We start from the raw sequence: 23,922 nt of genomic DNA on the forward strand, positions 1-23,922 counted from the left end.
TTTGTGAAGGGTGATTATTGCAAATCGTCCCGTTTCCGGGTAAGTTCTTTGCGGTTTTCTTCCATAATGCTCTTTTTGAGCTCGTCCTCGACGTAGGTCTTGTTCAATTCCTCCTGGATGGATTCGAACTCATCCTGCAGGCTGGCAATTCTCGCTTCGAGCACGCTTCTTTTTCGCTCTATTTCCCGGTCTTTCCGCGTTACGGCGTGGTCACGCAAGGCTACTGATGTTTTTTCCATGAGCTGTTGCGTTATCCTGGCCGAGCCGGTCAGTACACCCTCCGGTCCGAGGAACACTTCTACCAGTTTAAGTCCGTCATCGGCGATGACAAACTCCCGCACCTGGTTGGAATGTTTCATCCCACGCGATTTCATCACATACAATCCCCGGTTCCGTTCACCATTCGATTCAATATCTCTTACCAAAATCCAGGCATCCACCAGCGAAGAAACGCCCTCGTCCATCTGTTCCGCCTTGTTATCATTCAGCGCCAGCGCCGTAAACATGACGGTAATTTGTCTGGATTGTAAAAAATCGATCAGCCTGGTCAGCAGGCTTTTGACCTCACTGGTACTACCCACCGTAACCAGGTTACTAATCGGGTCCAGCACGACTACCTCAGGTTTGAATTTATCAACCAGCTTGGTGATCGAAAGTAAATGCATTTCCAAACCGCTTAATGTTGGTCTGGTCGCATTGAACAAGAGCAAACCATTGTCGATATGTTCCTGCAGGTCCACATTGATGGACTTCATATTCCGGATGATCTGCATCGGGGATTCCTCGAAGGCGAAATAAATGCTCTTCTTGCCGTTTTTGCAGGATTCGTTTACAAAGCTGCCTGCAATGCTGGTTTTCCCAGTGCCGGCAGTACCCGATACCAGAATGCTGCTCGCATGAAAAAATCCTTCGCCACCCAGCATTTTGTCCAGCCCCGGAATACCGGATGAAACCCTTTCCGAAGAAACTTCGTGATTGAGCAGCAGCGAAGTGACCGGCAGCACGGAAATGCCCTCCTGGTCGATCAGGAAAGGATATTCGTTGGTACCATGGACCGAGCCGCGGTATTTGATTACCCGAAGTATTCTTGTCGATATTTTATTTTCTACCCGGTGGTCTAGCAGGATCACGCAGTCGGAAACATATTCTTCCAATCCTTGGCGCGTGAGGGATGCGTCGCCTTTCTCACCGGTGATGATCGTTGTCACCTTTTTTTCTTTCAGCCATTCAAAAAGCCGTCGGATTTCCGCGCGCAAGATCGCCTGATTGGTAAGGCCTGAAAACAAACTTTCGATTGTGTCAAGAACTACACGTTTTGCGCCGATACTGTCGATTGCGTACCCCAGCCTGATGAAAAGTCCGTCGAGGTTGTACTCACCAGTCTCTTCGATTTCACTACGCTCCACATGCACGTGATCCAGTTTGATGAGCTTTTCTTCCTGCAATTTTTTCAGGTCAAAACCCAGCGAGGCAACATTGACTGTCAGCTCATCGGTTTTTTCTTCAAATGCAACAAAAACACCCGGCTCATTATACGTTTTAGCGCCATGCACCAAAAACTCCATCGAAAAAAGTGTTTTGCCCGATCCCGCCGCGCCACAGATCAGCGTAGGGCGTCCGGCGGGCAAACCGCCATTTGTCACCTGGTCCAGGCCTCTGATGCCTGTCGGTGATTTGGGTAATAAAGTGAGTGTCGGTTTCGATTCAGAGGGGCCAGTATTCATGTGAGTGTTGTAGTGACGTTTTTATTAAAATTCCTTTTAAGGCTTGCCTGGGCAGTACAAATATCATGCCCTTTTATCTGTTGTAACCACAAGCCGCCCCGCAGTTTATTATTGAAAATCAACTCAGAAAACGTTTGTAGAGTGACATAATCAGGTCTGTAAACTCATCGAATGTGTTGGGTTTCGGCATAAAGCTCGTTACGCCGTTCTGGTAAGCTTTTTCGGCCAGCGACTGGTGCGGCGAGGTAGAGATCATCACCACCGGCACGTCCGCCGAAGAGGGTATTGCCTTGATCTGAGAAATCGCTTCCAGCCCGTTCATTTTCGGCATATTCATGTCGACCAGAATGAGGGAAATCGGCACGAGATTGTTTTTGAGAAATGTAATCAGTTCAAGACCATTCTCAACTTCAATAACTTTTACAGATACGCCGGAAGATGCGATGGCTTGCTGAACAAAAAAGCGGTCGTCGGCGTCGTCATCTGCTAAAAGTATAATCTTATCATTCATTGAGGCACTGTTGAGGAATTGGTTTTACAAAAGTCCGCAAAACTGAAATACTATCAAAACGTCGGTGCTTTCAGGCTGCATTGCCCATAAGATTTTAGCGCAGTTCTTGGGTGAAGAGGGAAACGAGTGGTACATTTCGATCCAGGAAAAATGCATCTAAACCATTCACGATACAATGAAAATCAGAAGTTACGAACTGTTCCAGGTACCTCCACGGTGGTTGTTTTTAAAAATAGAAACCGATGAGGGAATTATCGGCTGGGGCGAGCCCGTGATCGAGGGGAAGGCTGCTACGGTAAAAGCCGCTGTGATAGAGCTGATGGACACGCTGATCGGCAAAGACCCGATGGACATTGAAGGCCACTGGAATACCATGTACCGGGGTGGCTTTTACCGCGGCGGGCCCATCCTGATGAGCGCCATCGCAGGGATTGACCAGGCGCTCTGGGACATAAAAGGGAAATTTTACAATGCGCCCATTTACCAGCTCCTGGGCGGAAAATGCCGGGACAAAATAAAGGTTTACTCATGGATCGGCGGCGACCGTCCGGCCGAGGTGGCAAGTGCAGCCAAAGCTTCATTTGAAAGCGGTTTTAAGGCGATCAAAATGAATGCGACCGATGAAATGCAGTACATCGATTCTTATGAAAAAATAGATCTGGTGCTCGCCAGGGTAGGGTCGATCCGCGACGCGGTGGGTTACGGGCTGGACATTGGTGTGGATTTTCACGGCAGATTGCACAAACCGATGGCCAAAGTGTTGGCGAAAGAATTGGAACAATTCCGCCCAATGTTCATCGAAGAACCCGTATTACCCGAAAACAACGAGGCCCTGCGCGAAATTGCCAACCATACCTGCATCCCCATCGCCACCGGCGAAAGAATGTTCAGCCGCTGGCATTTCAAAGAGCTGCTTTCGCAAGGCTACGCCGACATTATCCAGCCCGATCTATCCCACGCCGGCGGCATTACCGAATGTAAAAAGATCATTTCCATGGCCGAAGCCTACGACGTAGCCGCCGCCCCGCATTGTCCGCTAGGCCCGATCGCCCTCGCAGCTTGTCTGCAAGTAGACGCCACCTGCCACAACGCCTTCATCCAGGAGCAAAGCCTCGGAATACATTACAACCAGGGCAATGACCTGATGGATTATCTGTCGGATAAGTCCGTTTTTAGTTACGGAACCGGCTTTGTGGACATTCCATCCGGGCCCGGATTAGGCATCGAGGTTGACGAGGCGCAGGTGAGGAGGATGGCAGAAGTAGGGCATAACTGGAAGAATCCGCTATGGAGGCATGAAGATGGGAGCGCGGCTGAGTGGTAGGTAGCGGTTTGCTTGCTTATGGGTAGTTATGTAAATTAGCTACCCATTTTACTAACGTTCCATTGGATGAAATTTGCAAACATTAAAACTCAAGCCAATGATAGCGTTGGAAAACCTCATTTATGCATTAGAAATGTTGACTCATGTGGATGTTCCTGAGGAAGGCCATCCGAAGATAAAAGTAGTCATTCAGTCAGTGCGAAACCTTGTTGAAAACTTAAACAAACTTGCTCCAGACCTGAAAAAGTGCATGTCGGAGGATGAATTCGAAGACTTTAAATATCTGGTAGATGACGTTGTAGAAGCTGCAGACGATGTCGAGCACATATTTTTCGAATTACGTCTTAATAAAGATTTTATGGCTGCGTTTGAACGACTGTCTAACACGCTTGAAGCACGTAAATTTTCGTGAGATTACTTCCCCCGCCGCTCTTCCGCCAGCTGTTTATAAACATCCCCCAGCTCATTCCGTAACTCCTGAATGAGCTGGTCTCTTTTTTCAACTTCACTTTTTGGGACTAGGTCTTTCATGTACATGACTTCGTCTTCGGTTCCTTCATAGCCGAAAATCCAATTTGGGTATAGGTCAAATTCTTTGATCAAAGTGCCTAATGCCTCAGGAGTTATGGTCTGCTCGCCAGAAATAACTTTACTCATTTTTGATTGAGATAACTTCAACAATTCCGCAGCTTGTTTTTGATTCAAATTTTTCGTCCTCAAAACAGCTTTTATACGATCGGTCATTGATTCTGCTAAATATTATTCTGAAATGAAAAAATTATTTCATTTTGGTATAAAAATTCCCAAATGGAAATTATATTGGAAGCTTTTGTTGAATGGTAGTAAAAGTAACAAAACTACTGTCATCAATGCTTTGCGATCGTTTAACCAATCCAAATCAATAATACTATGAACTTTAAAATCATCAATCTCCCGGAAAGTCAAACCGACGTATGCCTACATCGTGATTGCGGTGAAGATGGAAAAGAAATTGTCAGAATTTCAGCATTTGTAATCAATTCAGCCGGAGTTGAGCTGATGGTCGAACGGGTGGCTGAGTTTAGGGACGTCGGCTCAGCGAAATTTTTTGTGGATGATTATTCGGAGCGGTCTGCAAAAGGGTTTTTAAAGTTATGTGTGGAGGAGGAAGGGATTCGGGTTGGTCACTTCGCCGCGGACCTAGCTGGGGTTGGCTGAAAAATTCCAGGCGCGGCAGATCTTTTTGAAGTTTTTATCTTTTTAATGCGTTTCGTGCTGTCATAAATCGGATTTTCAACTTTTATGTAAGGATCTTCGCTTAGGAAGAGAATGCCCTGATAAGGGAACTTGGAGACGAATTGCTTTGTGGCAAATGCCTCGTCGAGTACATATTGGTCATCTTCGAAACATTCCTTCGGGGTAACCTCAATCACATGCTGATTTGCCCATTCATGGAAGCCATATACAAATGACATATTGCTGTGCTTGGCCGCCAGGGCGTCAAGGAGTTTGATAACTAATCTGTTTTCCTTTTTCATATTTATTTAGTGAAAGTAATTTCTTATAAAATCAATAAGCTCCGAAGATTTAAGACTCTCCTCATGCCGTTTAAATAAGTATTAGTCATTCGGGAGAATTCAAATGGCAATTTGTTTTCGATGAAGTACACACTTTTCGATTATGGACTTTGCAATCGAAAAGTATTGATTCAGTTGATTTACTTACGCAAAAGTGCTACGAGATATTTGGAATTATCCTCCGGCAGGAATGGGATATTTAAAGGTAAAGATGAAGTAAGCAAGGTGCGGAATGGTTAGGTTAGTTTCGCTAGGATAAAATATAATTAATGTTGTCATGCTGAGCGGAGTCGAAGCACGTCTCTGGCTGGGCACTTTGCAAAAGGCATTGTGCTTAACCAGTAGCGTGCTTCGACCGCCCGGCGGCCCGGTCCGCTCAGCATGACAATGAGCATTGTGCTTAACCAGTAGCGTGCTTCGACCGCCCGGCGGCCCGGTCCGCTCAGCATGACAAAGAGCATTGTGCTTAACCAGAAACGTGCTTCGACCGCCCGGCGGCCCGGTCCGCTCAGCATGACAATGAACATTGTGCTTAATCAGAAACGTGCTTCGACCGCCCGGCGGCCCGGTCCGCTCAGCATGACTAATCAAAACATTTGGAACAACCACCCTTTTATTAGTAATTTGCATAGAATAAATGGTAAAATAAGCCTACTAGATGAGGGAGTTTTTGGATGAGAGGGTGTTGATGGATCGCTGTGCCGGTGGGGATAGGGAGGCTTATACGGCTTTGTACAAGTCGTACCTGACGGGTTTGCTCAGATACATTTTCCTTTTTACGAAATCGCAGGACCTGAGCGAAGAGATTGTGCAAGAGGCATTTGTGAAAATCTGGGACCACCGCGAAAGCCTCCGAGAAGTGCAGCTTTTTGAACCTTACCTTTTCAAAACTGCGAAAAATCTCCTGCTTGATTATTTTAGAAAAGAAAAAACGCAGCTGAAATATCATTCCCTGTCGTCGCCTGCAACAGAGGAGAGTGAGGAATATGCTGATAGCGAGCTCATTTACGGCCAATGTTACCAGCTTGCCCTCGACGCCATCGACCGGCTTCCGGAAAAAAGGAAGCAGATTTTTGAAATGAAAACCAGGGAAGAATTTTCGCTGGACGAGATCGCTGAAAAGCTGGGAATTTCTAAATCTGTTGTCAAAAAACAGCTCTATGCTGCCAACAATTTTGTGCGTGACTACCTGCGCAAACATGGAGAAATCACAGCTAATGTGGTGATATTCATGTATTTCTTCCTTCCTGTTCAATAAGTCCAAAAAAAAGTAAAAATAATTTTAAAGTCGAGGGGTTCTTTTTCGATGCACGTACGTCTTTCGGCATATGGAAGAAAACGACTACCAGGCATTTTTTGAAAAGTACCTTCAAAACCGGCATTCTGCGGAAGAGCACGCGCTTTTCTTGCGCTGGTTTAATACGCTTTCGCCACAGGAAGCCGAGCGGTTGATGGAGCAGTACGCCGAGATGGCGCCGCTGTGGTCGGTGCTGGAAACGCAGAACCAGAATGATGCTTTGATCCGCAAAATCGAAGCCCGACTGGATCAGGCCAGCCAGCCCAATGTGGCTGAAACGCCGGTTTTAAGCCTTTGGTCATATCTCAGAAGATTTACAGCCGCGGCAGTTTTCGTACTGATCGGGCTGGGCGGATATTATCTCTTCATCAACAAACTTCAAAAACCTGTTTCCGAGCAGCAGGCACCCGCCAAACTTGCCGGTGCTCCCGGTGGGAACAAGGCGCTGCTCACCCTGGGCGACGGGTCCAGCATTAACCTTAATGATGCCGGCGCCGGACAAATTGCCAGCCAGTCGGATATTCAGATTTACAAAGTGAAAGATGGGCAGCTGGTTTATTCCAAAGCATTAAAGGCAAAAGAAGCGAAAAGCGGTGCCGCCAGCTTCAACCAGATCAGTACGCCGAAGGCAGGACAGTACCAGGTGAATCTTTCCGACGGAACAAAAGTCTGGCTCAATTCTCTTTCCTCGATCCGCTTTCCCGCCACATTCGATGGCGACGCGCGCAGGGTTGAAATCACTGGTGAAGTGTATTTTGAAGTGGCGCCTTATAAAGTCAAAGGGCGGAAAATTCCTTTCATGGTCGCCAGCAATAATCAGGTCATCGAGGTACTGGGGACGCATTTCAATGTGAATACTTACAAAGACGAAGGCGCCGTGAAAACGACATTGCTGGAAGGCAGCGTGAAAGTATATGCGCTGCATGCGGATTCGCGGCCGGGCAAAAATCAGGACGTTGTGCGGCTTTTTCCTGGCGAGCAGGCCATTTTAAAAGAAAATGCTTCGCACAGCACCGCTTTGAAAGTAGAAAAAGCAGATACCGAAAGTGCAATCGCCTGGCAGAAAGGTTATTTCAAATTCAGGGATACGAACATTCAGGAAGTGATGCGGCAACTTTCCCGCTGGTACGACCTGGAAGTGGTTTACAAAGGACCGCTGCCGCAGGACCAGTTTACCGGATATGTTTCCAAAAAAGTGGCGGTATCGAATGTGCTGAACATTCTGGAAGAGGGTGGGGGCGTGAAGTTCAATGTGAAGGATAACCGCGTGGAAGTAGTGGCGGCCGAGTAGCAGCCGCAGGAGTCATTTTATTTATCTAAACCCAACATCGGATATGAACGACAGCTGAGCAAAACTCGCTGGTTGACCAAAAAAAACACTTCGGACGGCAATCCGAAGTGAATGATGTACACTGAAATCTTTGGCCGGACTCAGTGTAACAAAATTCAGGTTAACGCAGCCAGAAAATTTTGAGAGATCCAGGACATCATTAAACCCAAACATTGTAAAAGTATGAAATATGCTTTACTAATTCAATGCGGCTGTACCCGGCGCATTCCGGATTACCCGTATACCCAAATCGCAAGGATCATGAAGCTTACGGCCTTACTCTTTTTCGTGGTTTTTATGCAGGTCAGCGCCGGCGTATACTCTCAGACCGTGAGGCTGAACGAGCGCAATAGCGGACTTGAAAAAATCTTTACGGAAATCAGGAAGCAGACGGGCTATAATTTTTTGTATAACAACCGCTTGTTGAAAAAAACAGCCCCGGTGAACATTAAAGTAAACGGGGAAGAACTGAAATCGGTGCTCGACCAGGTTTTCGAAAACCAGCCGCTGAGCTACTCGATCATTGATAAAACCATTGTGGTTAAGAAAAGGAAAACCAGTGCAGAACAAACTGACGTGCCTTTGATGCGGCAGGAAACATTGCCGGAGCCGACATTTGGCAAAAATGACCTCGGCGCGCCTGACTTACTGGCAAATAAAGTGACTTCCTACCAGCTCCCGGTGATCGACATTACGGGTAAAGTGACGGACGATAAAGGCGAGCCGCTGCCGGGCGTGAGCATTGTGATTAAAGGACTTTCACAAGGAACAACTTCTGCGTCAGATGGTAAGTTTTCGCTCGCGGTGCCGGGAAACAGCTCGGTGTTGATCTTTTCTTTTGTTGGTTATATTTCAAAAGAAGTGGTGGTGGGCACGCAAAGCGTCATCAATGTGACACTGGCGGTGGATACCAAGGCTTTGGAGGAAGTGGTGGTAGTCGGTTATGGTGAAATGAAACGCGCCGACCTGACCACGGCGCAGACTTCGGTTTCGGCAAAAGACATTAGCAAAACGGTGAATACGACGATCGAGCAGGCGATCCAGGGACGGGCTGCGGGGGTGTATGTGACGCAAAATTCGGGTCAGCCGGGTGGAGGGATTTCGGTCAACATTCGTGGTGTGAACTCGATCAGCGGCAGTAACGAACCTTTGTATGTGGTGGATGGCGTGCAGATTCCGGGACAATCGGTTTCCTTCGGGTCGCAGAGTTCTTCTAATCCGCTGGCGGGTCTGAACCCTGCGGATATTGAATCGATCGAAGTTTTGCAGGGACCGTCGGCGACGGCTATTTATGGTTCCCGCGCTACAAACGGGGTTTTGATCGTCACCACCAAAAGAGGAAAATCGGGCGATACCAAGTTTACTTACGGTTATCAATATAGTTTGCAAACGCCGCCGTCACCTCTAAAGGTGATGAATTTGCAGCAATATGCGCAGATGGTGGGCGAATACCACGCGCTGGCCGGTGGAGAAACACCGCAGGAATTTCTTGATCCGTCTTTACTGGGAGCCGGTACCGACTGGCAGAAGGAATTGTTCAAAAGTGCGCCAATGAACAAGCATCAGCTGAGCCTCAGCGGTGGTAGTGATAAAACGACTTACTATTTGTCGGGAGAATATCTGAAACAGGATGGCGTGGCATTGGGCTCCGGTTTTAACAGATATGGTTTCAGGCTTAATTTAGATAATAAACCCAGAAAATGGGCTACGATCGGGGCGAACCTGAGTTTTAACCAAACCAATGATAACCTTACAACCAGCCAGGAAAACATCATTGCCAGCGCATTACAGCTCACGCCGCAGGTACCTGTGCGGAATCTCGACGGCTCCTGGGGTGGTGGTGACGAAAATAATGGTGCGAACCAGTTTGCCCCGGTAAACCCGATCGCAATTGCCAACCTGACGACGAATAAGCTGGTAAGACGGCAATTTTTGGGCGGATTAAATTTTGGGATTGAAATAATGAAGGGGCTGAATTTGCGGACTTCATTTAATACGAATTTGGGCTTTTCAAACTCCACTTACTACATTCCAACCTATGCCATCGGCTGGGCGAGAAACGTAACTGCTTCACTCACAAACGGTACCGGCGTAAATACCTACTATAACTGGAACCAGCTGCTGGAATACAACAAGCAAATCGGCAAGCACAGCATTAATGTGATGGTGAGCCACGAGGCGCAGGCTTCGACCTGGAAAAATGTGGGCGCGACACGTACCGGATTTTTGACCAATGATATTCTTGACCTTGCAGCTGGCGACGCGTTAACTTCCAGTAACTCAGGCGGCAGCGGCGAGTGGGCGATGGAATCTTACCTGGGAAGGTTGAACTATAACTACGCCGACCGCTACATTGTCATGGCGACGGTCCGCCGCGATGGTTCGGCCAACTTTGGTAAGGAAAACAAATGGGGTTTCTTCCCGTCGGTATCGGCGGCTTGGCGTGTTTCGCAGGAGCCGTTTTTCAATATTCCCGCGGTCAGCGAGTTGAAGCTGCGCTTTGAAACCGGCGTCACCGGTAACCAGGGCAGCGGCGGCATTTATTCCCCGATGGGCACCGGCGCAACCCCGACTTCCACCGGATTTTTACCTACCAAGTACAGCAACCCCGGCCTGAAATGGGAGGAAACCAAAACCAATAACTTCGGTATTAATGTCGGCCTGCTCGAAAACAGGATCCAGTTTGAATTGGATTATTATATCAAAAACACGGATAACCTGCTGATGGAGAAACCGCTGCCCTGGTATATGGGTACAAACGGTACCGGCGCGGTAGGCTCACCTACGGTGAACATTGGGGCTCTGCAAAACAAAGGTTTCGGGTTTACGATCAATACCGTGAACATCAACCGCGGCGGATTCAAGTGGGAAAGCAGCCTGAACATTTCGAGTTTCAAGACCAAAATCAAATCGTTTTATTCCGAAAGTGCTTTTGTAGACCGGACTTCGTGGTGGCTGCAGGACTGGACGCAGCGGTCGGAAGTAGGAAAGGCGCCCTGGCTTTTCAGGGGATATGTAGAGGAAGGGTTGTTCCAAAGCGTAGCGGAAATCGATGGCAGCGCGGTTCCGGTGGATAATAATGGAAACAGGCTACCAACGAATGTGAACAACATTTGGGTAGGAGACGTGAAATTCAAGGATATCAATGGTGACGGAAAAATTGACGAAAACGATTTGACCAACATTGGTAACCCCTGGCCAAAAATGTTCGCCGGTTTTACCAACACTTTCTCCTACAAAGGTTTTGACCTGAGCCTGCTGTTTACCAGCACCTACGGAAACGACATTTACAATTATTTAGGAAAACTCAATACCAACGCCAGCAACATTAACCTGAGCCGCAACCTGCTGGTGCACGCCATGGACTACGCCCGCCCGACGACCAACACGGCCGGCGAAGTAGTGCTGGAAAACCCGGGTACCGACGTAGCGCGGATCTCCAACGGACCCAACGGAAACTTTAACCGGCACACCGACAAATGGGTGGAAGACGGCTCATTTATCCGCTTGAAAAATGTTTCGCTGACCTACAATGTGCCTGCGGCTTTTATGGCAAAACAGAAAGTAATCCGAGGCGCAAGATTGTCCGTCGGAGCGCAAAATGTGCTGACATTCACCAAGTACACAGGTTTTGATCCGGAGGTAGGCGCTTACGTTTCCAGGGATTCGAGTCCAGCCAACCAGGCGATCGGCCTCGATTATGGCCGCTACCCGCTGACGCCGGTTTACACTTTCAGTCTTGGTCTGGACTTCTAACATTGACACAGATGAAAAACATACAACATTTACTTTTCAGGACTTTTTTACTGGTTTCGGTTATCGCGGCGGCTTCCTGCTCGGAAGATTTTCTTGAAAGACCACCCGTCGATTCCATCGTGGATGCCGGTTTCTACCAAACCGACGACCAGGTACTGGCGTCTACTGCCTTGCTTTACAGCAAAGTATGGTTTGATTATAATGATAAAGCATCCTACAACCTGGGCGACTTCCGGGCGGGAACTGCATTCTCGGCTTATAATGACCGTGGTAATGTGCTCTTCAATACCACTGGAAACACGCCGGAAAACGGCTCGGCCTGGCGGTCATTTTTTATCGTCGTGGGCCAGTCCAACCTGGCGATCAGCAACATTAACCAGTATGCCGGCGCGGGTGTTTCTCCAACGGTAAAGAAAATGGCGATCGCCGAAGCGCGTTTCATGCGTGCAGTGGCTTATCGCTCGCTGGTGATGAACTGGGGTGCGGTGCCGGTGATCGAGAATAACCTGGAACTGCTTTCGGATACTTCGGTGACGCGGAATACGCCTGAAAGTGTCTGGAAATTTCTGACGAGCGAAATGCGGCAGGTAGCGGAAGATCTGCCGGAAACGCCGCTACGTCCCGGCCGGGTTACACGCTGGTCGGCGGAGGGGATGCTGGCGCGGTTTTACCTGACGCGCGCCGGTGTAGAATCGGGCGGATCGGGGCCTCGGAACCAGACTTTCCTGGACAGTGCCAAATATTATTCAGAAAGGGTGATCACCCAAAGCGGACTTTCGCTGCTGAAAAATTATGGCGATTTGTTTTTGTTCCCTTATGACAATAATTCGGAGTCGCTTTTCTCGCTGCAATGGGTTTATTCGCCCGGCTCCTGGGGTACGCAAAATTCCACACCGGCTTACCTCGCGTACAGTCCCGACATTGCAAATGGCGACGGCTGGGGTGGAGATAAGGGCGCTACCTGGTGGATGATCAGCCAGTATGAAGGTATCAAAGCGACTGCGACGGGTTTGCAGGGACGCACAGTGGATCAGCGACTTAAAGCTACATTTATGCTGCCTGGCGCTTCTTACCCCGAGATCACGCAGACCATTCCCGGCGGCGAGCAGCGTCTGGTCTATCCATTTAACGGGACAGACAACAATTTTGTCGCAATAAAAAAATACCTGACGGGGAAAGCCAAAGATGTAGGTGGATTATCGGCTTCGCAGAATTATGGAAATGACACCTATATGATGCGGCTGGCCGAAATGTACCTGGTTTACGCTGAGGCAGTTCTGGGAAATAATGCTTCGACAAATGATGCAACTGCATTGAAATATTTCAATCTGGTACACATGCGCGCCGGGCTCCCGATTTTTGAAGGGCCGCTCACATTCGACGTGATTTTCAAAGAACGGCTGGTGGAATTTGCGATGGAAGGCATGGCCTGGTACGATCTGGTAAGCCTGCATTATTACAATGCTGCCAAAGCGTACTCGATCCTGAACAGTCAGGACCGTGGCTTGTTCTTTGCCGCGCCGGATCATTTTCCAAACCCAACGTCCTGGACTTTTACCAAGACTTCCTGGGCCACCACCGAGCGTACGATTGATGCGAACAGCGGGAATTTTCTGCTGCCGATCCCTTCGGCCGAGCTAAGTCAGGCGCCTAACCTGCAAAAACCGGCGGTGGATTATTACGCCAAGTAAATCAAGGGTTTACCTCAAAATGACATTCCAATGAAAAACAGATATAGATCGGTCTTCCTATTTGCCGTGCTGGCTTTGCTGGCGGCGTTTCAGATCTCCTGCTCGGAGAAAGACCTCCCGAACAATGGTGATCCGATCATTAAATACATTCGCATTACAAAACCAGAATCTTCTGATTCCCTGCTGGTTGGCGCATTTCAAAGTAACCTGATTGCCATCGTAGGTGAAAATTTACAGGGCGCTTCGGAGATCTGGTTCAATGACCAGCGGGCGGTTTTGACGCCTACTTACATTACCAATACCACCATTCTCGTGAGCGTACCGGCGATGGTCCCGAAGGATATTACCAATAAAATGAAGATCATGTTCTCCGACGGGCGGGTGCTGGAACACGATTTCGAAGTGCAGATCAGCGAGCCGGTGGTGGCGAGTATGAACAGTGAATTTGTGCCCACAGGATCCGTAGCGACCATTAATGGTGACTTTTTTTACGAACCGCTAACGGTAACATTTGCAGGAGGAAAAACGGCCGAACTGGTTTCCGTGACGGATAAGATCATCCAGGTGCGCGTGCCGGACGGCGCGGTACCGGGACAGGTGACGGTGAAAACCAATTTTGGCGAAACCAAATCCGACTTCTGGTTCAGGGATAACCGCAACATTTTCCTTAGCAGCGATCCTTTCACAGGCTGGTGGAACCAGGCTTACGTGGTAACCAAGCCCGGGCCGGGCGATCCGGTGGCGATCAACGGAAATTACATCCGCGTAAAAGAAACCATCAGCGGCTGGCAGTGGAAAGAAGTGGCAGGAGGACCACCGGATGCGATGGGGGCGATCAGCAAGAATGTACCGGACGAGGCGATTCTGAAACCGTCGGATTACAATCTCAAATTCGAGGTGAACACTTTGAAGCCTTACAATAACAACATGCTGAAAATCAATGTCGGGCTGTCGAATGATTTTGTAAATGATGCTTATCTGTGGGCGCCGCCTTATGATACTAAAGGCGAGTGGCGGACGGTGATTATTCCTTTCGAGGAAATTATGGCGAGCTATGAAAAACTGGGCGTGAAGCCGAGCGTGAGCGCGAAAGGGTATTATACCCGCCTGCTTTTCCACGGCGGCGGCGACCTGAATGCAGATATCTCGCTGGATAATTTCAGGGTGGTGCCAAAAGTTCTCAAAAAATAAGCCTATCAAATCTTTCCTATGAAAAACAGATTCCAACTGCGGTTTTCCGCCGTGATAGGCTTTTGTATGCTTATCATGCTCCTCGCCGCCTGCGACAATAATGATGTTACGAAGACCGACGAAGTACAGCTGCTGAGTTTCGGGCCGTCGGGCGTGAAGCCAGGCGATGACATTAGTTTTATCGGTAACAACCTGGATAAGGTTACGTCCGTGGAGCTGACCGGCGCGAGTGTACCGGCTTCGGCTTTTATCAAACAATCCCCCGAACTGATCGTGCTGAAAGTGCCGACTGAAACGTCGGAAGGCAAGGTCACATTGAAAACCGCCCAGGGAGACATTGTTTCCAAGACAATCCTGAGCTTTGAAGTAGCAGTAAAAATCACCAAAATCCCTGCTCAGGCGCGTCCCGGCGACAATATTACCATTACGGGCGAGTACCTTAACTGGGTGAAGGCGATCACATTTGCGAAGGATACCACGGTGACGAAGTTCGTGAGTCAATCAGTAAATGAGCTGGTGGTGACGGTACCTTTTGGTGCTGAGACCGGCGCGTTGATTTTTTCTACCGGCGGTACCGAGCCGCTTACGATTGAGTCGGAATCACCTTTAAACATTGCACTGCCTGCTATAAAAAGCTTCTCCCCGGCAGTGGCTGAGAAAGAGAAAAATCTGACGATTACCGGTACTAACCTGGACCTGACGATGGGCGTGCTCTTCAAAGGCGTGGCGGCTCCGGTGACGCAATTTGTGAGTAAAACCGCGACGCAGCTGGTGGTGAAAATCCCGAAAGCTGCCAGCAAAGGCGCGATTACGCTTGTCGCTTTTTCAGGAATTAACATTGAATCAACTGAAATCCTGCGCTTTACGGACGATCTGCCCGATCTGGCAGCATTGAAATATGCGATGTACGAAGACGCGTTGCTCAACTCCTGGCAGAACTGGGGCTGGGGCGCGACATTCGATTTTGCCAATACCGAACGGGTACGCGACGGCGCGGCGTCGGCGAAAGTAGTTTACGCCGGAACGTACGGAGCATTGAAATTCGCCAATGGAACGGTTGCTACTTCGGCTTATTCAACATTTACCTTCTCTATTTTCGGAGGGGCGGGCAGCAAGGATAAGGTGATCAATGTATCTGCAAATGGTGGAAAAGCGTTTCCGATCACGGTAAAGGAAGGTGTTTGGACGGAGTATAAACTTACCAAAGCAAGCTTGGGCAATCCGGCGACGCTTACGGATCTGGTATTTCAGGACGCAGGCTGGGCGGGTACCATTTACATTGACCACGTGGGGTTACAGTAGTTTTTCCAATGATTTTTATGGTAAAAAAACGAATCGGAGGGGCGCTCACCGGGTGGGGCGCCACCCGGTGGAGCGCCACCCGGTACCTCCTCCCACTGTTTCTTCTTTTTTCCTGCGATGATAAAACGGTCCCTGCAAAAGTGGACGACCCGGATGTTGTGGTGACAGAACCAGCCGTGGATCCGGAAACTGCAAAATCGATTGGCTTTTTTCTGGATAACTGGGTAGAAAAGTCTTTTGCAAAACCCGTTTTTACAGAAGAAAAAGTGCCTACGTCAGCTGCGGGCACTGTTACCATCGATGCGTCAAAAGTGATCACCAAAATTCCGCCGACGATTTTCGGGCACAATGCCAACATCTGGATGAGCCGGATGGTCGACCAGCCGCTGTTTATGACGCATATCACCAATCTAAAACCGAATGTGATCCGTTTCCCGGCGGGCAGCGGCAGTGATGTATATTTCTGGAATGCCTCACCCGGCAAGCTGCCGGCAGATGTTCCGGCGCAGCTCACTGCTGCCGACGGGACAAAAAAAGATCCGGGATTTGGGTACGGACAAACGAATGATGACTGGCGCGCGTCGCTGGACAATTATTATGAAATGCGGCAGCAAAGCGGTAATAAGGGTGTTATCACGGTCAATTATGGCTACGCGCGGTACGGTACCAGCGCAAACCCGGTGGCGACGGCGGCGCATCTGGCCGCGGACTGGGTGCGATATGATAAGGGCCGCACGGCATATTGGGAAATTGGAAATGAAAATTATGCCGACTGGGAGTGGGGCTACCGCATTGATGTTTCCAAGAACAAGGACGGCCAGCCCGAGTATCTGACTGGCAAATTGTATGCGCAACATTTCAAGGTCTTCGCCGATTCTATGCAAAAAGCAGCTGCGGAAGTGGGAGCGAAGATCTACATTGGCGCAGTAATGTATGAGTCGGAAACCGAGGTCTGGCAGGTAAACACCACGAAAACCTGGAATGCGACCATGCTGCCGGAAATGCAAAACCAAGCGGATTTTTACATTGTCCACAACTATTTTACGCCCTACGACCAGAATTCAAATGCGGCGACGATATACAGTTCCGCCCTGGCGCAGCCTGCCAAAATGATGCACTTTGTCACGAAAACCATCGCCGACAATGGTGCAATCCAGAAACCGATTGCGATGACGGAGTGGAATATGTGGGCCAGAAGCTCCAAACAGCAGGTTTCCAATGTCAGCGGCCAGTTTGCTGTACTGGTTCTGGGTGAATCTTTAACCAATCAATATGGCCTCGCAGGCCGCTGGGACTTACTGAATTTCTGGGCAGAGGGCGACGATCACGGACTTTTCAGCGACGGCAACGAGCCCGGCGTGCCGAAATGGACACCGAGACCTTCTTTTTACTATTTGTATTTTCTCCAAAAAATGATGGGCGACCGGCTGGTAGCCTGCGAAATGAATTCAGGCAATGTGAATGGAAAAGCTTACGCGTCCACATTCTCGTCCGGCCAACTGAATGTTAACCTCGTAAACCTTACCAGCTCGGCGCAGACGGTAGAAGTAAAGCTGAAAAACTTCAATGCAGGTGAGCGATTTTATTGGTACAGCCTGGAAGGCAGTAGCGATAATGGCGAATTCTCACGCAAAGTCCTGATAAACGGCTCAGCTCCAAGCGGTATCGCCGGCGGCCCGGCAGACTACGCAACATTAAAACCCCGCTCCGCGCAAAGCAGTGCAGGTATCCGCTTCACGGTCCCGGCGCGGGGGATGATTACGGCAGTGATCGAAAAAAAATAGTACGCAAAGCTTCACTCAATCGTAACAACCTTGTGGTAGCGCTCGCTGGTTTTGTTCCCGTCGCGGAGATAAACCTCGTATTTGCCAGCTGGGACATTTTCGGGAATATCGAAATACGAGAAAGCGTACATGGTTTCGGTTGTGCCGTTGAATTTTAGCTCGTAAGTTTTGCCTCCGACCACATTTTTAAATAGTAATGCCATGTCTTTTCTCTCAATATCTCTAAGATAAGCAATGATCGGCTCACTCTTTTTGAATGTCGTCGTGGCTTTATAAAAGGTTACTTCTCCATTTACAACATTGCTCTTATTGGAAACCATCACAAGTATTGGCTGGCCGGTTTCTCTTTTCACGGCTAAAAGATTGCCGCCGAAGCTTGATGAAGATGGCACCTCTTTTCCATCTATGAAAAGTGTCGCCTCGTAGTTGCCGCCGGCAAGGGAAGCCGGCAAAGTTTGTTTAATAGAAAGTTGATTTTCGGGGAATAAGGTCAACTGCTGCGGCGCTGTGAAGTCATTTTTCAATTCGACCGTATATTTCCGCTCCGGTAACAGGTTATAGCCATTGAACCTGATCAATTTTGCTCCGTCCTTACTGGTACTTGTCACAATTTGATTAAGAATAAGCGGTTCTCCGTATTTCAGGACCAGGGCGTCGGGGAGAACAACCTTACGGTTTTGTTTCTGGACCGTTACTTCATATTCTCCGGCTTCCAGGTCCGGCGGGATAACTGCCAGCAATTCCAAGCCATGATCACTATTATAGCGGTTAGCATATGTCCCGGTGATAACCCCGGTTTTCTTGTTTTTGACTGAAACGCCGATATTTTCGCTGAGTTCGTTTTTGTCCGTAATCGTTTGCAGCGTACCTAGATTTTGAACTGTAAACGGCACTAAAACAAGTTCGCCTTCCAACACTTCTTCATAATTTTTGCCCTTGGAAACGGCAGTTAATGGTGTGGTCGGATCGACATAAATATTAATGCGGCCGACGGGCGCATCCAGTTTCTTATCATAGACCATCAATGTCAGCACATCGGCTTTGTCGAAATTCAGTTCCACGGTGCTGCCATCGGATTCCTTTTGAAAAGAATCCAAAACCACAATGCCTTTGGCGAGCTTGAAGTGGGTGATCAGCTTCTCGCCCTTCGTATAATTTTGGGGTAAGGTCACCACCACCTGATCCGTTTGCATGAGGTTCACAAAACGGATATTTTCTTTGGGTACCTCATCGATCATAAACGACGTAATTCCGGCCGGTAACCCTTCTACGACTTTTAGTAGCGGCTCGTAGTCGTCTTGCTTTTTACAGGTAACTAATAAGAAGAGGAGTAAAATGGGATAAAGATTTCGCATGGCTGATATAAGAGTTCGGTGTTGGTTTAATGGACGTTACTTAATCGTCATAATCTCACTATGTATAGAAGCTGATAGAGGTCACGCACAGGAAGTTAGGGTTGAGTACAAGTATAGCGTAAGTTACACAGATTTTCTTTTTTGTTAATTCGGTTTCCAAAAAATAACTAATCAGCCGGAGGGTTCCATCTTTCACTTATCTTCGCGCAAACCTAAACGACTGGCGGACACGCTCGATGAGAATTACTCTATACCTTCTCTTGATTATTACTTTTCCCGTTTTTGGCCAATCGCAGCGCGCTGATAGCCTGGAAAATCTGTTAAATAAAACCACCGTAGATACTACCAAAATCGACCTGCTGGTCGAACTCGCTATGGAGGTGTGGAGCTCGGCTCCGGAAAAGACCCTGGCGAGTGCGGAAAAAGTGCTGGCTATATCTAAAAAAATCGATTACCCGAAGGGAGAAGCCGCTGGTGAACACGTACTTGGCGTTTATTACTGGCAAAAAAACAATTATCCCGAGGCGCTCGCACATTATTCAAAAAGCGAAGAGATTTCCCGCAAAAACGATTACAAGACGGGCATCGGGAAAGCGATTTTCAGTGCGGGTATCATTTACGGCGAGCAGGGAAATTACAGTCAGGCGCTGGAAAATTACCTGCGTGCACTGGCTATCTTTCAGGAATTAAAGGACGAAAAACGCAGTGCAGGTATCCTGAACAGTATTGGGAATGTTCATAAAAACCAAAAAAATTACGACGTAGCGCTGGATTTCTATCAAAAAGCGCAGCAGATCTGGTCCAGGCTGGGCGACCAAAAATCGATTGCCGGATCTTACAACAACATTGCTACCATTTATATTAAAAAGAAAAATTTCGGGCCGGCTTTGGAAAGCGCCAAAAAAGGGCTGGCGCTATTTGAGCAGATGAAAGATTCGAACGGTCAGATCATTTGTCATAATAACCTTGGCGAGATTTACTTCCAGAAAGGGGAATATGCTTCGGCTAATGCCGAGTATGAGAAAGCTTTGGAAATCAATAAAGAATTTCAGCGTAAACCTTTGATGGTGAGCTCATACAATGGTCTTGGACATGTGTATTCCAAAACCAACCAGTATCCCAAAGCGCTTTCCAGCTATCACCTGGCCGAAGATCTTGCCAAAACAAACGGGATACGACCGGCGCTGCAAGTGGCTTATGAAGGACTCGCGACGGTTTACGGGAAAACCGGCAGCTTTGCCAATGCTTTCCACTACCAGGAGCTGGCGACGACATTGAAGGATTCTTTGTTTAACGAAGAAAATACGATCAAAATGACCAACCTCCGCGTGCATTATGAAAACGAGCGGAAGGAAACGGAGATCAAACTTTTGCAACAGGAAAAAGATCTGGGTTACGCGACGCGGAACACGATCGTGATCGGATTGGCGGCGGTGCTTGTACTGGTGGCGCTGGCATTTAACCGGCAGCGGCTGAAAGTGCGGAAAGACAAGGAGTTACATGCGGCGCAGCAAACATTGGCTGACATTGAAAGAGAAAGCAGCCTGGAAAAGGAACAGCATCTGCGTACCGAACTGGAACTCAGGAACAAAGCATTGACCACCCACACATTAAATCTGATCCAGAAAAACAGTATCCTCGAAGACATCCGCCAGACGGTTTCACTGGCACTCAAATCTGGGCAGCGCGACGAGAATACGCCGCTTTTCAGTAAGCTGATTAACCTCATCGATTACAGTTTTAACCTGGACAAGGATTGGGACGAATTCAAAACCTACTTCGAGGGTGTCCATCCCGATTTTTTTACCAAACTGAAAAAATCAAATCCCGAACTCAGCGCGGGGGAACTGAGACTCTGCGCATTAGTAAGGCTCAACCTGAATTTGAAAGAATCGGCCACACTACTGAGCATTTCGCCGGATAGTGTGAAAACTGCCCGCCATCGCCTGCGTAAAAAGCTGAAAATGGGCGAAGACGATAACCTTCTCGATTATTTAATGGCGATCTGAGGGTTGATTACGTTTTGTATACCTTCGTTTTTTGCCTTTGCCCTGAAAAATTTTCAACTTGAATTGATAAACGGGAACCAGCCATGAACATGACAAGCAGGAAAATATTGATTATTAAAACCACGTGGAGCTACGCCATCGGCCTGCCCGAAATGACGGGTGAGCTCTTCTACGAGCGCCTTTTTGAGCTTGATCCGTCTCTGCAGGCAATGTTTCCGCCGGATATGGAGCAGCAAAACCGCAAGCTGATCGACATGATCACCTACATGGTAAGCCATCTGCAAGCGATGGAAAATGTCCAGCGCGATATCGACGCCATGGCCGCGCGGCATGCTGGTTACGGCGTTCGTCCGGAGCATTACAAAACCGTCGGCGACGCGCTGAAGTGGGTGCTGGAACAAAGACTAGGTGACCAGTGGGACGAAGAAACCCGTGAGGCCTGGACCGAGCTTTACGACATCTGGTCCACCTCCATGATCAGGGCTGCGGCCTGAAATGCAAAGACCGCCGGGCTTTTAAAGCCCGGCGGTCTTTGTTTGAAAGCTACTTGTTTAATTGTCAGAAAACCATCGGATAATTCCCAGCATGCTGATTACCAGGACCATTGAGGCAACTTTCGCCCAGGGGTAGGAGGATAAATTGAGTGCGATGATCACGATCAGCAGTAAAAATCCGACCACTTTGATCTTCGATTCGACGCCAGGCATTTCGTGGCTCACCGACACAGGCTGCACCAGCGCCCACACTACCGAAGAGCCGTAAAAGCAGATCAGCAGCCAGTTGAGATAGGTGATGACGTTGAACATATTTCAGAGGCTCAATCCAATGTTGGTGACGAGGTAATCGTAGTTGACGGTCTGCGTCAGGTCGCCGCCGGACAGGTTGTACATTTGGCGGGCTGTCGGGTAACCGTCGGCATTCATGCTGTATGAAAAGTAGCGGCCGCCCAGTGCGCCTTTTTCCGTGATCATTTTCACGAGGTACTTGGTCGGTTTTCCAAAAATGCGCAGGTAAGCGTCGGGCAGGTTGGCTACTTCGCAGTTGATCGGCAGTAAATTCAGGAGCAGCGGGTCGCCGGTCGGCTGGTTATAGCTCAGGTTCGATTCCGCTACGACTTTCGCCGCGCCATTTCCGGCATCGCCATACGTGGTCACGTTTATCAGATTCCAAACCGTATCATAATTCAACAGCGTATAATCCTTTGGGTTATGCTTGTTCTCACGCATCATCAGCTGGCCTTTAATGTTGTAAAAATAGGCGTAAGTACTTTCTTTCGCCTTGGTCTGAATCTGGCCGGAAACTGAATATGCCTTGTGCTGTGACTCATAACAGTTGCCCGTGTTCGGATCCAGAAGATAGGTGATTACCTCTTCGAGCTTGTTGTTGCTGTACTTTTTCGATACGATTGAATTTGCGTTGTAGGTGTAGACTTTGTAAGTCGGGAAATTGCTCCGGCTTTCATTTTCGAAAGTCACTTTTTCAAGCAGGCCGTCGGGAGAGTAGGTCAATGTTGAGCCGCCATGCTTCACGAGCTGGTAAAATTTCGGCGTCGTGGGCATGGCAGCTTCCCGCATGTTGTGCGACGATGGCAGCGAGGAATCGTCGGGATTGACGAGGTTACCCTGCTGACAGGAGGCGAAACAAACGGACATGGCAGTGAGGCACTTCATTAAATTTTTCATGGCAATTGGTAATCGATCTGGTTGGTAAATGGTTTGAATTTGGCTGTCAGAGCCACGGCTGAAATGGTGCCGTGGAAGACGATACAAACGTAGGGCAGATCGAAATTGCCAGCAATTTTCGGGCGTATACAAAAGGTTGATACCCTGCAAACCGAGGTGTACAAAAGGTATACAAAGCCTTTTTTTGCCGCTGGGCGCGGTTTTTCTATTCTTCTTCCTCTTCCGAGTTCTTCAATTTGGATAAAAGTGCATAAGCGCCTTTGACCACAATTCTGGGATGCTGGTCTTTGAGGTTATCCGGAAATGTGATCTGTGAAAAGCCATTTTCCGACACGCCGCGGGCCACTTCCGTCATTTCGAAAGTAAGACCTTCATTTTCGCCCTCATCGTCGGCCTGCCTTGCGCGCTGTAAGAAAACGTATGATTTTCCTTCATAATCTACTACCGCCTGATCGGGCAGGGCAGGTACCGGATTGGCCCCGGTCTCGATCACGGCTTTGACAAAATTCTGGGGAAGCAAACCCGTATCATCGTGCTCAAGGTGGCAATGTACACGCACAGTACGGTCCTCATTTATTTTTTGGTTAATGAGATAAACTTTGGCCAAATGTTCTTTTTGCGGATTATTGTTCACTGTAAACCGCACAAGCTGACCGAGTTTGACTCTCGGAATATCTTGTTCAAAAATCGAAAGCTCCACATGCAAATGGTCCGTATCGACGATTTCGAACATGACGTCGGTCGGATTAACATATTTACCCAGGTTCACATTCACCGTCGTCACCGAGCCGCTGATGGGAGAAATAATGTTGGCGTGGTTCACGATCTTGCCTTTTTCCAGGATATTTAAATTAATACCTGCCGTGATCAATTTTTCTTTTAAGCCTGCCAGCCGGGCCTTTTGTGTTTTCACTTCCGACGCCGCCTGCTGCAATACCTTTTTTGCATTCACATTCTCTTTGCTCAGCTGCCCCTGCCGCTCAAATTCCAGCTCCGCGTATTCCAGCCTGCTCCCGGTTTCCAGGTAATCCTGCTGGATCTGGATAAAATCCGGATTTTCAACCGTCGCCAGGATCTGGCCCTTTTTAACATTCATGCCTTGCAACAATTCGGTTTTGCGGACAAACCCACCCATCGGAGCCGAAATGCTCACGAGATTTTGCGGCGGAATGTCGATCACCCCGTTTGCTGCCACCACGTCACTGATGTTGCGGATTGTGGTTGTTCCTATCTCGATTCCCACCGTTTCGTACTGCATTTTGGTAAGCTCCACCATGTTCGTAGCCAGCTCTTTTTCAGGCTGTTTCTCGGCGGTCTTCTCAGTTTCTTCCGCTTTTTTTTCGCAGGAAACAGTGGTCAGGAGAAGCAGATATACGATTATTTTTTTCATCTTTTTAGCTTAAAATATTT

20 protein-coding genes are annotated in these 23,922 nt (G+C 48.5%); 12 read left to right on the top strand and 8 right to left on the bottom strand.

Going from position 1 to position 23,922, the window contains the following annotated elements; all coding sequences use genetic code 11:
• Positions 1–14: 14 nt before the first annotated feature.
• Together kaiC and FEN17_RS00700 are read right to left on the bottom strand one after the other, a co-directional pair.
• Positions 15–1,724 (bottom strand): circadian clock protein KaiC, encoded by a 1,710-nt coding sequence (gene kaiC, locus FEN17_RS00695; protein ID WP_138363400.1) that lies wholly within the window; start codon positions 1,722–1,724, stop codon positions 15–17.
• A gap of 118 nt (positions 1,725–1,842) precedes the next feature.
• Positions 1,843–2,235 carry a response regulator gene (locus FEN17_RS00700; protein ID WP_138363401.1) on the bottom strand — a complete coding sequence of 131 codons (393 nt, stop codon included), beginning with the start codon at positions 2,233–2,235 and terminating at the stop codon, positions 1,843–1,845.
• A gap of 175 nt (positions 2,236–2,410) precedes the next feature.
• Between FEN17_RS00700 and dgoD the strand changes: the two genes are divergently transcribed.
• Both dgoD and FEN17_RS00710 read left to right on the top strand, forming a co-directional pair.
• A complete protein-coding gene (dgoD, locus tag FEN17_RS00705; RefSeq protein WP_138363402.1) occupies positions 2,411–3,559 on the top strand; it encodes a galactonate dehydratase in 1,149 nt (382 codons plus the stop codon).
• Positions 3,560–3,656: 97 nt separating this feature from the next.
• Entirely contained in the window at positions 3,657–3,971 is a 315-nt protein-coding gene (locus tag FEN17_RS00710; RefSeq protein WP_138363403.1) for a hypothetical protein, read from the top strand.
• Positions 3,972–3,973: 2 nt separating this feature from the next.
• Here FEN17_RS00710 and FEN17_RS00715 read toward each other — a convergent pair whose 3' ends face one another.
• Positions 3,974–4,303 (bottom strand): helix-turn-helix domain-containing protein, encoded by a 330-nt coding sequence (locus tag FEN17_RS00715; RefSeq protein WP_138363404.1) that lies wholly within the window; start codon positions 4,301–4,303, stop codon positions 3,974–3,976.
• Between the two features lie 165 nt (positions 4,304–4,468).
• Here FEN17_RS00715 and FEN17_RS00720 point away from each other — a divergent pair, with 165 nt between their 5' ends.
• The gene (locus FEN17_RS00720; RefSeq protein WP_138363405.1) at positions 4,469–4,756 is read left to right on the top strand and encodes a hypothetical protein; all 288 of its coding nucleotides are present in this window, start codon (positions 4,469–4,471) and stop codon (positions 4,754–4,756) included.
• On the opposite strand, the gene FEN17_RS00725 is transcribed toward FEN17_RS00720, so the two are convergent.
• Positions 4,723–5,076 carry a hypothetical protein gene (locus FEN17_RS00725; RefSeq protein WP_138363406.1) on the bottom strand — a complete coding sequence of 118 codons (354 nt, stop codon included), beginning with the start codon at positions 5,074–5,076 and terminating at the stop codon, positions 4,723–4,725. The genes FEN17_RS00720 and FEN17_RS00725 overlap by 34 nt on opposite strands.
• A gap of 697 nt (positions 5,077–5,773) precedes the next feature.
• Between FEN17_RS00725 and FEN17_RS00730 the strand changes: the two genes are divergently transcribed.
• The 7 genes from FEN17_RS00730 (at position 5,774) to FEN17_RS00760 (ending at position 17,466) form a co-directional block, all read left to right on the top strand.
• On the top strand, positions 5,774–6,373 hold the full coding sequence (locus tag FEN17_RS00730; RefSeq protein WP_138363407.1) for an RNA polymerase sigma factor: 600 nt from the start codon (positions 5,774–5,776) through the stop codon (positions 6,371–6,373).
• A 70-nt stretch (positions 6,374–6,443) separates the two neighbouring features.
• Positions 6,444–7,703 carry a FecR family protein gene (locus FEN17_RS00735; protein WP_138363408.1) on the top strand — a complete coding sequence of 420 codons (1,260 nt, stop codon included), beginning with the start codon at positions 6,444–6,446 and terminating at the stop codon, positions 7,701–7,703.
• 222 nt (positions 7,704–7,925) lie between these two features.
• Positions 7,926–11,498: a TonB-dependent receptor gene (locus FEN17_RS00740; protein WP_229208633.1), complete on the top strand. Its 3,573-nt coding sequence runs from the start codon at positions 7,926–7,928 to the stop codon at positions 11,496–11,498.
• Positions 11,499–11,509: 11 nt separating this feature from the next.
• The gene (locus FEN17_RS00745; RefSeq protein WP_138363409.1) at positions 11,510–13,189 is read left to right on the top strand and encodes a RagB/SusD family nutrient uptake outer membrane protein; all 1,680 of its coding nucleotides are present in this window, start codon (positions 11,510–11,512) and stop codon (positions 13,187–13,189) included.
• 30 nt (positions 13,190–13,219) lie between these two features.
• Positions 13,220–14,380: a glycan-binding surface protein gene (locus FEN17_RS00750; protein ID WP_138363410.1), complete on the top strand. Its 1,161-nt coding sequence runs from the start codon at positions 13,220–13,222 to the stop codon at positions 14,378–14,380.
• An 18-nt stretch (positions 14,381–14,398) separates the two neighbouring features.
• Complete coding sequence (locus FEN17_RS00755; RefSeq protein WP_138363411.1) at positions 14,399–15,682, top strand: IPT/TIG domain-containing protein; 1,284 nt, start codon at positions 14,399–14,401, stop codon at positions 15,680–15,682.
• 17 nt (positions 15,683–15,699) lie between these two features.
• Complete coding sequence (locus tag FEN17_RS00760; RefSeq protein WP_138363412.1) at positions 15,700–17,466, top strand: alpha-L-arabinofuranosidase; 1,767 nt, start codon at positions 15,700–15,702, stop codon at positions 17,464–17,466.
• An 11-nt stretch (positions 17,467–17,477) separates the two neighbouring features.
• Here FEN17_RS00760 and FEN17_RS00765 read toward each other — a convergent pair whose 3' ends face one another.
• Complete coding sequence (locus FEN17_RS00765; protein WP_138363413.1) at positions 17,478–18,821, bottom strand: hypothetical protein; 1,344 nt, start codon at positions 18,819–18,821, stop codon at positions 17,478–17,480.
• Positions 18,822–19,081: 260 nt separating this feature from the next.
• Between FEN17_RS00765 and FEN17_RS00770 the strand changes: the two genes are divergently transcribed.
• Together FEN17_RS00770 and FEN17_RS00775 are read left to right on the top strand one after the other, a co-directional pair.
• The gene (locus FEN17_RS00770) at positions 19,082–20,830 is read left to right on the top strand and encodes a tetratricopeptide repeat protein (protein WP_171037799.1); all 1,749 of its coding nucleotides are present in this window, start codon (positions 19,082–19,084) and stop codon (positions 20,828–20,830) included.
• An 83-nt stretch (positions 20,831–20,913) separates the two neighbouring features.
• Positions 20,914–21,324 carry a globin domain-containing protein gene (locus FEN17_RS00775; protein WP_138363415.1) on the top strand — a complete coding sequence of 137 codons (411 nt, stop codon included), beginning with the start codon at positions 20,914–20,916 and terminating at the stop codon, positions 21,322–21,324.
• A gap of 57 nt (positions 21,325–21,381) precedes the next feature.
• On the opposite strand, the gene FEN17_RS00780 is transcribed toward FEN17_RS00775, so the two are convergent.
• The 3 genes from FEN17_RS00780 to FEN17_RS00790 all read right to left on the bottom strand — a co-directional run bounded on the left by FEN17_RS00780 (position 21,382) and on the right by FEN17_RS00790 (position 23,902).
• Positions 21,382–21,636, bottom strand: coding sequence for a hypothetical protein (locus FEN17_RS00780; protein ID WP_138363416.1), 255 nt, complete (start codon positions 21,634–21,636; stop codon positions 21,382–21,384).
• A gap of 3 nt (positions 21,637–21,639) precedes the next feature.
• Positions 21,640–22,512, bottom strand: a complete 873-nt coding sequence (locus FEN17_RS00785; RefSeq protein WP_138363417.1) for a hypothetical protein — start codon at positions 22,510–22,512, stop codon at positions 21,640–21,642.
• Between the two features lie 205 nt (positions 22,513–22,717).
• Complete coding sequence (locus tag FEN17_RS00790; protein ID WP_138363418.1) at positions 22,718–23,902, bottom strand: efflux RND transporter periplasmic adaptor subunit; 1,185 nt, start codon at positions 23,900–23,902, stop codon at positions 22,718–22,720.
• Positions 23,903–23,922: the final 20 nt, after the last annotated feature.

The organism is Dyadobacter luticola (genome assembly GCF_005860805.1).
Classification (GTDB): Bacteria; Bacteroidota; Bacteroidia; order Cytophagales; family Spirosomataceae; genus Dyadobacter; species Dyadobacter luticola.